General features: G+C 73.6%; 6 protein-coding genes and 1 pseudogene. All 7 read left to right on the top strand.

Annotated elements, in window-relative coordinates:
- The first annotated feature begins 88 nt into the window (after nucleotides 1–88).
- The 7 genes and pseudogenes from HTV45_RS27835 to HTV45_RS27805 all read left to right on the top strand — a co-directional run bounded on the left by HTV45_RS27835 (nucleotide 89) and on the right by HTV45_RS27805 (nucleotide 13687).
- Entirely contained in the window at nucleotides 89–2188 is a 2100-nt protein-coding gene (locus HTV45_RS27835) for a serine/threonine-protein kinase (protein ID WP_215208660.1), read from the top strand.
- A 152-nt stretch (nucleotides 2189–2340) separates the two neighbouring features.
- Nucleotides 2341–4827 (top strand): protein kinase, encoded by a 2487-nt coding sequence (locus tag HTV45_RS27830; RefSeq protein WP_215208659.1) that lies wholly within the window; start codon nucleotides 2341–2343, stop codon nucleotides 4825–4827.
- A gap of 160 nt (nucleotides 4828–4987) precedes the next feature.
- Nucleotides 4988–6625: a serine/threonine-protein kinase gene (locus HTV45_RS27825; protein ID WP_215208658.1), complete on the top strand. Its 1638-nt coding sequence runs from the start codon at nucleotides 4988–4990 to the stop codon at nucleotides 6623–6625.
- Between the two features lie 81 nt (nucleotides 6626–6706).
- Nucleotides 6707–7840 (top strand): annotated as a pseudogene (locus tag HTV45_RS27820) (serine/threonine-protein kinase); the annotation flags it as partial.
- Between the two features lie 313 nt (nucleotides 7841–8153).
- On the top strand, nucleotides 8154–9890 hold the full coding sequence (locus tag HTV45_RS27815; protein WP_215208656.1) for a serine/threonine-protein kinase: 1737 nt from the start codon (nucleotides 8154–8156) through the stop codon (nucleotides 9888–9890).
- 291 nt (nucleotides 9891–10181) lie between these two features.
- Nucleotides 10182–11795, top strand: coding sequence for a succinic semialdehyde dehydrogenase (locus HTV45_RS27810; RefSeq protein ID WP_215208655.1), 1614 nt, complete (start codon nucleotides 10182–10184; stop codon nucleotides 11793–11795).
- 101 nt (nucleotides 11796–11896) lie between these two features.
- Nucleotides 11897–13687: a GMC family oxidoreductase gene (locus HTV45_RS27805; RefSeq protein WP_215208654.1), complete on the top strand. Its 1791-nt coding sequence runs from the start codon at nucleotides 11897–11899 to the stop codon at nucleotides 13685–13687.
- The last annotated feature ends 215 nt before the right edge of the window (nucleotides 13688–13902 follow it).

Raw genomic sequence — 13902 nt, 5'->3', positions numbered from 1 at the left:
GGCGCGGGCAGAGGCACCCTGGGCGTCAGCCACTTGTCGGGTGAGGGACAATGAAGGCTCTGTCAGGGCGGGTTGCATGAGGGGACGCATGTCGGAGGCGGAGCGGGCGGGGACATCCCGTCAGGACAAGAGCGCACGTCTCCTCGCCGGGCGGTACCGGCTGGGAGACGTGCTCGGCCGCGGCGGCATGGGGACGGTGTGGCGTGCCCAGGACGAGACCCTGGGGAGAACGGTCGCCGTCAAGGAACTCCGCTTTCCGTCGAGCATCGACGAGGAGGAGAAGCGGCGGCTGATCACACGGACGCTGCGCGAGGCCAAGGCGATCGCGCGGATCCGCAACAACAGTGCCGTGACCGTCTTCGACGTGGTGCAGGAGGACGACCGCCCCTGGATCGTGATGGAACTCGTCGAGGGCAAGTCACTCGCCGAGGTCATCCGGGAGGACGGCCTGCTGGAGCCGGGGCGTGCCGCCGAGGTCGGGCTCGCCGTGCTCGACGTGCTGCGCTCCGCGCACCGGGAGGGCATCCTGCACCGTGACGTGAAGCCGTCGAACGTGCTGATCGCGGAGGACGGCCGGGTCGTGCTCACCGACTTCGGCATCGCCCAGGTCGAGGGCGACCCGTCCATCACCTCCACGGGGATGCTGGTCGGCGCTCCCTCGTACATCTCCCCGGAGCGGGCGCGCGGACACAAACCAGGACCGGCGGCGGACCTCTGGTCGCTCGGCGGGCTGCTCTACGCGGCGGTGGAGGGCACACCTCCGTACGACAAGGGCTCCGCGATCGCGACGCTCACGGCGGTGATGACGGAACCGCTCGAGGAGCCCCGCAACGCGGGACCGCTGCGGGAGGTCATCTACGGACTGCTCACCAAGGACCCCGCCCAGCGGCTCGACGTCAGCGGGGCCCGGGCCCTGCTGAACGCGGTCGTCAACGCGCCCGTGCCCCGGGCCGGCCAGGAGCCGGCGGATGCCACGAAGGTCGTGCCGCTGCCCGAGCAGCCCGGCGAACGGGACGTCAGGAGCGGGCGGGGCGAGGAGCCGGGGGAGAAGCTGCGGGGCGCGCTGCGTTCCATGCGGAAGGCCGCCGTGGCGGCGGGCTCCGCGGGCGCCGCCGCGGCGGCCCGCGCCAAGTCCACCAGCCGTACCACCGCCGCGTCGTCCGGGACGGCCGCGACGCCCGCGGACGCTCCGGCCGGGGCGTCCGGAGCAGGGGCCGGCCAGGCGGCGTTCCCCTCCACCGGCGCCCCGCCCTCCCCGCCCGCGCCCTCCCCGCCCGCGTCCGCCACCGCGGCGGGTCCGGCTCCGGGACCGGGCGGCCGGGGTGCCGCGCACCGGCCCCCGGCCGGCCGCAGTTCGGGGTGGCCGGTGATGACGCCGCCGGACATGCCGGCCCGGCCAGTGCCGCGGGCGTCGATCACCGATGTGGTGCCCCGGCGGACCCTGGTCGTCATCGCGGTGGTCGCGGCCCTCGCCGTACTCGGCATCGTGCTGGCCATCGTGCTCAGCGGTGGCGACGACGAGGGCGGCCAGGGAGCGAACGGCAGCGGCGGCGACCGGACCGCCGCCGGCCAGGACCCGAGCGCCGACACCAGGAGCGACGAGAACGACGGCACCCGCACCGACGGCACCCGCGGCGGCGACAAGGCGTCCGGATCGGCCGAGGCGGGCGAGGGCACGGGCGAGGGCACGGGAACGAGCGACCCGGGCGCCGGCGCCGGCGGGCCGGACGGCTCGGCCGGGGACGGCGGGGACGCGGAGGCGGCGGAGACGTACAAGGGGAGCCAGGGGTATGCGATCGGGCTGCCCGCGGGGTGGACGTTCCAGTCGTCCGGTGCCGCCGGTGACCGGTTCACCGGCCCCGACGGACAGAAGCTGCTGATCGGCTGGACGACCACGCCGAAGGACGACCCGGTCGCGGACTGGAAGAACCAGGAGCGCGCCATGGTGCGTGCCCAGTACCGGCGGATCAGTATCGAGGCGGTGGAGTACCGGGGCTGGAAGACGGCGGACTGGGAGTTCACCTACGTCGACGGCGGGACCACGTACCGCTCCGTCGACCGGGGGACCGTCGTCGGCGACCGGCTCGGCTACGGCCTGATGTACACGGCCAGGGCGGACCGGTGGGACAGCGATCAGCGTAAGGACACCTGGCGGACGCTGACCGAGACCTTCCGGCCGAAGGCCTGAGCGTGAGCGGTTTCGGAAAGGGGTGTCAGATGTGGCATCCCCTCTCTGCGGGTTGCCTCCGGCACGTATCGTGAGTGGTTGCGGACCGTACGCCGCCTCGACGGTGCGCTTGGCGAACGGAACTGACCGACCGTAGTGCCGGGGGAGGCAACGTGGACGACTATGCGGGACGGGTTCTCGCCGACCGCTACCGCCTGCCGCTGCCCCCCTCCGACGAGTACGAGCTGACCGAGACCCGCGCCTTCGACACCTACAGCGGGCAGGAGGTCCTGGTCAGGCAGGTGCCGCTGCCGGAGGTCGTCGAGGCCGAAGTGCTCGACGCCGAGGGGCTGCCCGACGGCTTCACCGCCCGTGACACACGGCGTGGCGGCTCCGGGTCCGCAGCCGCGCGGGCGGGCGCGCGGCGGCCCGCCGACCCGGTCGTGCGGCGCGCGGTCGAGGCCGCGCAGGCGGCGGCCGCCATCCCCGACCATCCGCGCCTGGACCAGGTCTTCGACGTGTTCGCGGAGGGCGGTTCGCTGTGGATAGTCAGCGAACTCGTGGCCGCGCGTCCGCTGGCCGCCCTGCTCGCGGAGAAACCGCTCTCCCCGTACCGGGCGGCGGAGGTCGCCTCCGACGTCCTGACGGCCCTGAGGGTGCTGCACTCCCACGGCTGGGTGCACCGCAACATCACCGCGCGCACGGTCCTCGTCTGCGACGACGGCCGGGTCATGCTGACCGGCCTCGCGGTCGGCGCCGCTGAGGAGGCACTGTGCGGCTACGACCCGGTGCCCGCCCCCGACCCGGAACCGGATCCGCGGCAGCCGGAGGCGCTCGAAGCCCGGGGGCCGGCGGCGGCGCGGGCCGGCACGCCGGACACCGCGCGCGGCCCGTCCTGGCCGCCCGGGTTCGCCCGTGACCCGGACCCCGACCCCGAGGCCGCGCGCCGGGCCGCCATCGAGGCGCGGGCCGGCCGGCTGCCCGACGGCGGCGCGGACCTGCCGGGCGGTCTCACCCCCGTAGCGGCGCCCCGGGCACTCGACAGTGCCGGAGACGTGCGGGCGGCCCGGGCGGGAGCGATCGCCGCGTACCGGGCCGGCGCCCGTGCCGCCGCCCGGGTGCAGGAGGCCCAGCAGAGCAGCCGTACGGCCCTGCCCGGCGCCCGCCCCGCACCCGAGGGCGGCGGTCCGCCGCCCGGCGCGGGGCCCCCGGGACAGATAGCCGACCCCTACGGCGTCGGCGCGGCCACGCCCCGCACCGGCGCCGGAGCCCCACAAGCCCTGGGGGAAGTCCCCGGCGGCCCGACCGGACCCGGCGCCCTCGAAGCGGTCGGCGCCCCCGGCGCGGCCACCCCTCCCGCCCGCTGGGACGACATGGTGGCGCACACCCCCGCCCGCCGCGGCCCCGCCACCGCGCTGGCCGCCGAGCGGGCGCGGCAGGCACGGATGGCCGTCGTCGGACCCGTGACCGAGCGGTGGGCGCCGGAGCAGGCAGGCCCGGTGCACGAGAACTGGCAGCTGGCCGCGCCCATCGGCCCCGCCACCGACCTGTGGGCCCTGGGCTCCCTGCTGTTCCGCGCCGTACAGGGACACGCGCCCTACCCGGAGGAGTCGACGGCCGAGCTGGTGCAGATGGTGTGTGCCGAGCCGCCCGCCTACGCCGAGGAGTGCGGGCCGCTGCGGCCGGTCGTGGAGTCGCTGCTGCGTCAGGACCCCACCGACCGCTCCGACTACGAGGAGCTGCGCGGCTGGCTGCGCTCGCTGGTGCGCTCCGCGCCCGAGCCCGAGGCCGGTGTGCACGTCATAGCGGCACCCCCCGCCGACACCAGCAGACTTCCCGTCCTACGGCGCCGGGGCGAGCTGGTGCGCAGACGGCGGGCCGGGCTCCCCGCCCACCACGGACGGCACAAGCGGACGAAACGGGAAAGCGGGTCCCCGCGCCGGCTCGGCCGCTCCCTGCTTCTGCTGGTGCTGCTCGCCATGGCGGCGGCGATCGCGTACGCGGTGCTGTTCATGCCGAAGACGGACGAGGGAAGCGCGGGGGCGTCCACCGACCGTGCCGGTTCCGCCGGTGAGGTCAGTGCGGCACCGGACCCGACCGGCGGCGGGCAGAACGCGCCGGGACCCGGGGACGGTCCCGGCGGCACCCCCGGCAGCAGCCCCGGGGAGTCGGCCGCCGACAACGAGACCCAGACCACCGGTCCCGAGGTCGCCGACGGCTTCACCCTGCGCTCGGACCCGGAGGGCTTCCGGGTCGCCGTCGCCGAGAACTGGCAGCGCGCCGCGAAGAACGGCAGCGGCCAGGTGGTCTACTCCCGGGGCGACTTCGAGCTCATCGTCGTCCCCGGCCGGGACAGCGCGGAGGAGTACGGCAGCGACCCCATGGGCTACCAGCGGGACGACGAGCGCGAACTCCAGCCCTACCGCGACTCCAGCTGGGCCACCTCCACCGGCCTGAAGACCATAGAGGTGGGTGGGCGGACCATGGCCGAGGGCCAGTTCACCTGGACCGGCGACGGGGGCGAGCTGTACGTCCGCAACCTCGCGGCGCTGATCGACGGCCGCTACCACGTGGTGCAGGTGCGCGGACCGGAGGCCGAGCGGGACGAGGTGACACGGCTGTACGAGCAGGCGTCGGCGACCTACCGGTACACCGGCTGAACCGCCGTCACCACGCGGACACGGGCGTTCTGGTTGCCTCCCACCGCAGAGAGCGACAACCATCACAGTGCGGTCTCCATGGCCCGCCGTCGGTTCCCAGGATTGGTCCTGTGTACTTACGCTGGCCCTGTCAAGACCATTGCGGGGCAACGTGAATCAGATGCAGGGCTCGCTCCTCGCGGGCCGCTACCGGCTCGGTGAATCCATCGGGAGCGGTGGCATGGGCCGAGTGTGGCGTGCCCACGACGAGGTGCTGCACCGCTCGGTCGCCATCAAGGAACTGACCGCGGCGCTCTACGTCTCCGACAGTGAACGGGCCACGCTGCTGGCGCGCACCCGCGCGGAGGCGCGGGCGGCCGCGCGGATCAACCACTCCGCCGTCGTCACGGTGCACGACGTGCTGGAGCACGACGGCCGGCCGTGGATCGTGATGGAACTGGTCGAGGGTCACTCCCTCGCCGACGCGCTGAAGGAACGGGAACGCGTCGAGCCCCGTGAGGCCGCCCGGATCGGCCTGTGGGTATTGCGCGCCCTGCGCGCCGCGCACACCGCCGGCGTACTGCACCGCGACGTCAAACCCGGCAATGTGCTGCTCGGGCGGGACGGGCGGGTGCTGCTCACCGACTTCGGCATCGCCCAGATAGACGGCGACACGGCCATCACCCGCACCGGAGAGGTCGTCGGCTCGGTCGACTACCTGGCACCCGAGCGGGTCCGCGGCCACGACCCCGGCCCCTCCTCCGACCTGTGGGCACTCGGCGCGACGCTGTACACGGCGGTGGAGGGCGTCTCGCCGTTCCGTCGCACCACGCCGCTGAGCACCATGCAGGCCGTCGTCGAGGAGGAGGCCGACGAGCCGCGGCACGCCGGCCCGCTCGCGCCCGTCATCAGCGCGCTGCTGCGCAAGGATCCGGCCACCCGGCCCGACCCCTCCCAGGCCGAGCAGCTGCTCGCCGAGGCCGCGGAGGGACGCCGGCCGCGCGCGGCACAGGAGTACGTGCCGACCCGGGCCGTCGAGGCCCGGGTACCGCCGCCGCTGCCGCACCAGCGCGGGCCGGAGAGCGCCGTCGGCGCGGCGCCGCCGTATCCGCGGCCGAGCGGTCCCACCGCCGTCCAGCAGCCGTACGGGCCGCCCGCCACGCCGCGCCGGCGGGTGCGCGGACGGATGATCGCCCTGGTCGTCGCCCTGGCCGTCATCGTCGGCGGCGGAACCGCGGTGGTGCTCCAGCAGTGGGACCGGGGCGGCACCGCGACCGGCTCCGGCGAGACCCCCGGACCCGCCCCGCGGCCCAGTACCCCGAAGACCGGCGGGCCCGACAGGGCGGGGGACCTCCCCGAGGGCTGGGTGCGCCGCACCGACCCTCTCGGCTTCAGCGTCGTCCTGCCCGGTGAGGACTGGGAGCGGGTGGTCTTCGACGAGGGAACCCGGCAGGTCGACTACACGCCCGACGGCGGCGAGCACTTCCTGCGGATCGCCATGGACGACTCCCCCGACTTCGACGACGCCTACGAGCATCTGAGCGATCTCGACCAGCAGATCGGCGGGCGCCTGGTCGACTACGAGCGGCTGGGCCTGCGGCGTCTGACCTACCGTGACCTCGGCAGCGCACGGCTGGAGTACAGCTGGACGGCGCTGGCCAAGGACACGGAGTTCCCCGGCCCGCGCCGGGCGGTCGACCAGATGTACATCTCGCGCGACGGTGTCGAGTACGCGATCTACATGTCCGCTCCGGCCGCCGACTGGGACACCACCGGCGAGCAGTTCCGGACGATATTGCGGGGCTGGCGCGAGCCCTGACGCCGTGACGGGGGCACCGGAGCGCCGCTTGGCCGAATCGCCGTACCGGAGCGGACACATCCGGTGGGGCATGATGGGCGCATGGTGACCGAGGGGGATCCGGAGCACGGGACCGCACGGCACAACGCGCGTGTCATCGCGGGTCGTTACCGGCTGGAGGCGAGGATCGGCCGCGGCGGCATGGGCGTGGTCTGGCGGGCCACCGACCAACTGCTGGCGCGGAGCGTCGCCGTGAAGGAACTCCCCTTCGACGAGACGCTCTCCGCGGCCGAGGCCCGGCGGCAGCGCGACCGCACCCTGCGCGAGGCCCGTGCCCTCGCCCAGCTGAGCCACCCGAACATCATCGTCGTCCACGATGTCGTCGAGGACGACGAGCGTCCGTACATCGTCCTGGAGCTGATCGAGGGGCCGTCCCTCGCCGAGCGCATCGCCGAGCAGGGCCCCGTCGACGCCGCGGAGGCCGCGCGGATCGGCGTCGACCTGCTCGGCGCGCTGCGCGCGGCCCACACCTCCGGTGTGCTGCACCGCGACCTCAAGCCCGCCAACGTCCTGCTGGAGGACGGTACCGACCGGGTGCTGCTCACCGACTTCGGCATCGCCCAGGTGTCGGGCTCCACCACGCTCACCGAGACCGGCTCCTTCGTCGGCTCTCCCGAGTACACCGCGCCCGAGCGGATGTCCGGCGCGCGGACGGGACCCGAGTCCGACCTGTGGTCGCTCGGCGCGCTGCTGTGCACGGCGCTCAGCGGCGAGTCGCCGTTCCGGCGCGACTCGCTGAGCGGCGTCCTGCACGCGGTCGTGGTGGACGAGATCCGCCCGCCCGCGGAGGCCGGGCCGGTCCTGCCCGTGGTGCGCGGCCTGCTGGAACGCGACCCGGACCGCCGGCTGGACGCGGACCGGGCCGAACGGATGCTGAGGGCGTTCCTCGCCACGGGCCGCACTCCGGAGTCGGCGCCGCCGGGGCTGTTGCCGCCGGACCGGGAGCTGCCCCGCGGGAGGTTCGCGGCCTGGCGGACGGCCGGTAAGGGGCCGGACGCCCCGAGGCCGGGAGCCTTCGGGGAGGCTCCCGTCCGGCGGCAGCCCACCAAGGGGGTGCTGGTGGCCGCGCTGGTGGTCGCCGCTATGGCGGGGGCGGGAGTCTCCGCGGCGGCGCTGCTCCTGCAGGACCGGGACGGCGACGGGGGTGACAAGCCGAGCAGCACGGCGCCGGAGACACCCCCGGCCGACCCGGTCCCCGGTCCCCGGCCGCCGGCGTCCGTCCCCACGACCACCGGCCCCCAGCGGACGCTGCCGTCGGAGTCGGAGTCGGAGTCCGGCTCCACGGCGGCGGATCCGACGGCAACGGACCCGACGGCAGGCTCGACGGTGGCCGACCCGACGGCGGCCGGGCCACCGATGTCGGGTTCCTCACCTCAGGCCGGCCTCAAAGAGCCATAAAAGGGAGATAAGTTCCGGCCAGGGTCACGGGTCTGTGACCGGTGGGCGCCCGCAGTGGATCCGTGAGGGCCCCGCGCGATATGGATGAACCATGAGCAGCAACGGGGGAGCCCACAGCGGATCCGACGAGCCCACCAGTTTTGGTCTGCAACCGCCGAATCCGCCCATGCCGGCGCCGCACGCCGACAACCCCTACGCGGCCTCGACCCAGGTGGTCCCGCAGCAGGCGCAGCAGCCGCACCCGACCGGGCAGGCCGGGCAGGTCCCGCAGCCTCCGCCACACCCGCACGGCGCGGGACAGGACCGGACCCCCCAGCCGACGAGCGCGCCCGATCCCGGCACCGGACGGCTGATCGCCGGCCGCTACCGGCTGCTCGCCAAGCTCGGGCACGGCGGCATGGGTACCGTGTGGCGGGCCAAGGACGAGACGGTGGACCGCGAGGTCGCCGTCAAGGAACCGCGCGTTCCGGACCACCTTCCCGAACGCGAACGGGCCAACGCCTACGAGCGGATGCGCCGTGAGGCCCGCGCCGCCGCCCGGCTCGACCACCCGGCGGTGGTCAACGTCCACGACGTCGCGGTGGTCGACGGCCGGCCGTGGATCGTGATGGAGCTGGTCCATGGCCGTTCGCTGGGCGGTGTGCTGCAGGAGGAGGGCACCCTCTCCGTACGCGAGGCGGCCAGGGTGGGCCTGGAGGTGCTCGGCGCGCTGGAGGCCGCGCACGCGGCGGGCATCCTGCACCGGGACGTGAAGCCGGACAACGTACTGCTCGGCCGGCACGACCGCGTCGTGCTCACCGACTTCGGCATCGCCCAGATCGAGGGCGAGACCAATCTGACCGACACCGGCGGCTTCGTCGGTTCGCCGGAGTACATCGCGCCGGAGCGGGTGCTGGGCCAGCGCCCCGGCCCGGCCTCCGACCTGTGGTCGCTCGGCGTGGTGCTGTACGCGGCGACGGAGGGGGTCTCGCCGTTCCGCCGCAGCAACACCCCCGCCACCCTCCAGTCCGTACTCAACGCGACCCCGGCGCCGCCCGCCGCCGCGCAGGGGCCTCTGGCCGGCGTCATCACCGCCCTGCTGCAGAAGGACCCGGCGCGCCGGCCGAACGCCGCCCAGGTCCGCGCCGTACTGGAGGCGGCCGCGAACCCGCCCGCCCCGCAGCCCACGCAGGTCGCCCCGCTCCCCGCGCCGGACCACGGCGGCAAGGGCATCCGGGTCGGCCGCAAGACCCTGACCGGGCTGGGCGCGGTGGTGGTCGCCGCGGCGGTCGCGGCGTACCTGGTGATCGCGGACCCCTTCGCGGGTCCCCTCCCGGACGGCTGGAAGCGGCACGACCTCGGGGAGAAGGCGGGTGTCGCCGTCGCGGTTCCCGGCGGTTTCGTCGAGGACGAGCCCGCCGAGGACGCGGACGGGACGGCCGTCTCCTTCACCGACCCCAGCGGGATGGTGCGGATCGAGGCCGACCGGGACATCAAGGCCGAGGACGAGAAGGGCGACCTCCAGTCGTCCGCCTCCGAGCAGGCGTTCACGCACTGGAACGACCTCAAGGACGGCGACTACGGCTTGCGCATCGCCCCCGAGCCGGCGCCGGAGGGACAGCCGCGCGAGACCACGTACAAGGACCGCGACGCGGCCACGAACACCATCGTCCACACGACCACCACCACACCGGCGCTGGTGCGCGAGGTGCAGGTCATGTACTACCGGAACCAGGACGGCGACATGTACCGGCTCTGGATCGCCTACCCGGGCGAGGGCCATTTCGCGGACGAGGGCCGGAAGATCGCCCGGACCGTCATCGATTCCTGGGACGTCCACCAGCTCTGACAGCTCCGACAGCTCCGACAGCTCCGACGGCTCTGACGGCTCTGACGCGCCAGCTCCGACAGCTCCGACAGCTCCGACGGCTCTGACGCGCCAGCTCCGCCAGCTCCGCCAGCTCCGACGCCGTCGCTCCGGACCGGCTCGAGACCGAAACGTAGTGGACCGGGGCCGGTCCGATCATCAACGCCCTGATCAGGTGGTTTGTTGCCAGTGTTCACTGGCGATGTGTGGACCGTGCGGGAATCTGTTACCGACGGGTACACAAAGGGTGCGCCCCGGCATACCCTGCGGCTCATGACGGACGCGCAGACCCGGGAAACCGCCGGCACCAATCCCCTCGCCCCCGCCCCGGAGGGCGCACGCACCGCCGCCGACGTGGTCACGCCGGAGCTGGTCGCCCAGCTCACCAAGGGTGTGCCCGGCTCCGGCCGAACCGCCAACCACACGCCGTTCACCGGCGAGAAGCTGGCCGACCTGCCCGAGTCGACGCCCGAGGACGTGGCCGGTGCCTTCGAGGCGGCCCGCGCCGCCCAGGCCGTCTGGGCGCGGGTCCCGGTGCGCCGGCGCGCCGCCGTTCTGCTGCGTTTCCACGACCTGGTGCTGGAGCGCCAGGCCGAGGTGCTCGACCTGATCCAGCTGGAGACGGGCAAAGCCCGGCTGCACGCCCACGAGGAGGTGCAGGCCGTCGCCGTCGCCGCCCGTCACTACGGCCGCCGCGCCGCCTCCTACCTGCGGCCCAAGCGGCACGCCGGCGCCGTGCCGGCCCTGACGAAGGTCACCGAACTGCGGCACCCGCGCGGTGTCGTGGGCCAGATAGCTCCCTGGAACTACCCCCTCGAGCTCTCCGTCGGAGACGCGCTCCCGGCGTTCGTCGCGGGCAACGCGGTCGTGATGAAGCCCGACACGGAGACCTGCCTGACCGCGCTGTGGGCCCGTGACCTGCTGATCGAGGCCGGGTTGCCCGCCGACGTCTTCCAGGTCGTCCTCGGTGAGGGCCCGGTCATCGGCCCCGAGGTCGTCCGTCACGCCGACTACGTCTCCTTCACCGGCTCCACCCGCACCGGCCGTGAGGTCGCCCAGGGTGCCGCCGCCCGTCTGGTCGGCGTCTCCCTCGAACTGGGCGGCAAGAACGCCATGCTGGTCCTCGAGGACGCCGACCTCGACAAGGCGGCCGCGGGCGCCGTCCGCGCCTGCTTCTCCAGCGCGGGCCAGCTGTGCATCTCCATCGAGCGGCTGTACGTCCACGCGTCCGTCGCCGACGCCTTCCTGGAACGCTTCGCCGCCCGCACCAGGGCCATCCGCCTCGGCACGTCCCTCGCCTACGGGGCCGGCATGGGCTCCCTGGTCGGGCAGCGCCAGCTGGACGCCGTCACCCGGCATGTGGACGACGCCGTCGCCAAGGGCGCCAGGGTGCTCGCGGGCGGCACGGCCCGGCCGGACATCGGCCCCTACTTCTACGAGCCGACCATCCTCGACGGGGTGGAGAACCCCATGAGCGTCTGCTCCGAGGAGACGTTCGGCCCGGTCGTCTCCGTCTACCGCTTCTCCTCCGACGACGAGGCGGTCGAGGCCGCCAACTCCACCCCGTACGGCCTGAACTCCTCCGTCTGGACCAGGGACGCCCGGCGCGGCCGGGAGATCGCCGCCCGTATGCGCACCGGCACGGTCAACATCAACGAGGGTTACGCGCCGGCGTACGGCAGCGTCCAGTCGCCGATGGGCGGCATGAAGGACTCCGGTCTCGGCCGCCGGCACGGCTCCGAGGGCATCCTCAAGTACACCGAGGCCCAGACGGTGGCCCACCAGCGTCTGCTGCCGATGGCGCCCTCCCTGGGCATGGACGACGAGAAGTACGCGGCCTTCATGAGCCGCAGTCTGCGTCTGATGAAGGCATTCCGGTTCAGGTGACCGGCCTTCGGGGCGCGGGGCGGGGCCGGTATGCGGCTCCGTCGCGCGAACGCGAGAGAGCCACCGATCACCCGCACGCGACACCCGAAGAGGAGACACCCGTGCCCCAGGAGGATTACGACTACGACGTCCTCGTCGTCGGTTCCGGCTTCGGCGGCTCCGTGTCCGCACTCCGTCTGACGGAGAAGGGATACACCGTCGGCGTCCTGGAAGCCGGCCGCCGCTTCACCCGCGCCACACTGCCCAGGAACTCCTGGGACCTGAAGAACTACCTCTGGGCGCCGAAGCTCGGCATGTACGGCATCCAGCGCATCCACCTGCTCGGCAACGTCATGGTGCTGGCCGGCGCCGGTGTCGGCGGAGGCTCCCTCAACTACGCCAACACCCTCTACGTACCGCCCAAGCCGTTCTTCGACGACCCGCAGTGGGGGCACATCACCGACTGGCAGGACGAGCTGAAGCCGTACTACGACCAGGCGCGGCGCATGCTCGGCGTGCGGCTCAACCCGACGATGACCCCGTCGGACGTGCATCTCAAGGCGGCGGCCGAACGGATGGGCGTGGGCGACTCCTTCCACATGGCTCCGGTCGGTGTCTTCTTCGGTGACGGCGAGGACGCCGACGGCACGCGGAAGGCGAAGCCGGGGCAGGAGGTGCCCGACCCGTACTTCGGCGGGGCGGGACCCTCGCGCCGGGCCTGCGCCGAGTGCGGCGAGTGCATGACCGGCTGCCGGCACGGTGCGAAGAACACCCTCAACGAGAACTACCTCCACCTCGCCGAGAAGGCCGGCGCGGTCGTCCACCCCATGACGACGGCGGTGTCGGTGACCGAGGACTCCCGCGGCGGGTACGCGGTCGCCACGCTCCCGACCGACCAGCGCCGCAAGGGCAGGGGCCGTACCTTCCGCACCCGCCGGGTCGTCCTGGCCGCCGGTACCTACGGCACCCAGACACTGCTGCACCGGATGCGGGACGGAGGCCGGCTGCCGCACCTCTCGGACAGGCTGGGCGAGCTGACCCGTACCAACTCCGAGGCGCTCGTCGGCGCGCAGACCGACAACCGCCGCTACCGCAGGGCCACCGGTGCGCCGAAGGCCGACTTCACCCGCGGGGTGGCCATCACGTCCTCGATCCATCCCGACGAGAACACCCATATCGAACCGGTCCGCTACGGCAGGGGCTCCAACTCGATGGGCAGCCTGTCCATCCTCCAGGTGCCGTACGCGGGCGGCGGCTCGGGCACCGCCCGGGTGCTGGGCTGGCTGGGCAACGCGGTGCGGCACCCCGTGCTGATGGCGCGTTCGCTCTCCAACCGGCGCTGGTCGGAGCGGACCATCATCGGGCTGGTGATGCAGTCGCTGGACAACTCCCTGACGACGTACGTCAAGCCGTCCGGCGCCGGCCGCGGACTGCTCACCGCCCGGCAGGGCCACGGAGCCCCCAATCCCAAGCAGATCAAGGCGGCCACCGAGGGCGCCTCGGCGCTGGCGGCCGAGATCAACGGCTTCGCCGGCTCGAATGTCGGTGAGCTGACGGGTATGCCGCTGACCGCCCACTTCCTGGGCGGCTGCCCCATCGGCGGGTCCCGCGACACCGGTGTGATCGACCCCTACCACCGCCTCTACGGCCACCCGGGGATCTCGGTCGTGGACGGATCGGCGGTCTCGGCGAACCTGGGCGTCAACCCCTCCCTGACCATCACGGCACAGGCCGAGCGGGCGATGTCGTACTGGCCCAACAAGGGGGAGGCCGATCCGCGGCCGGAGCAGGGGGAGCAGTACCGGCGCCTCACTCCGGTCGAGCCGAAGTCCCCGGCGGTCCCGGCGGACGCGTTCGGCGCGCTGAAGCTGCCGTTCCTGGGGATGCCGGCGGTCCCGCCGAAGCGGAACTGAGACGTCACGGGCGAGACGCCCCGGGAGAGACGCCCGAGGGAGAAGGACCTGTGCCCCCCTCCGAGCTCAGGTCCTTCTCCCTCGGCCGTGCGGTCCGTGAGGATCTCGGTGAGTGTGATCGACAGGGCGCCCGGATGGTTGTCCTGTCACGCAGAGATTCCTCGTGTGATCTGGATCACATGCGAAGGGTGACCGCCGTCGGCGCGGGCGCGCGG

This window comes from Streptomyces sp. CHD11, from assembly GCF_018638295.1.
Taxonomy (GTDB): domain Bacteria; phylum Actinomycetota; class Actinomycetes; order Streptomycetales; family Streptomycetaceae; genus Streptomyces.
This window is presented reverse-complemented; position numbering and strand designations above follow the sequence as displayed.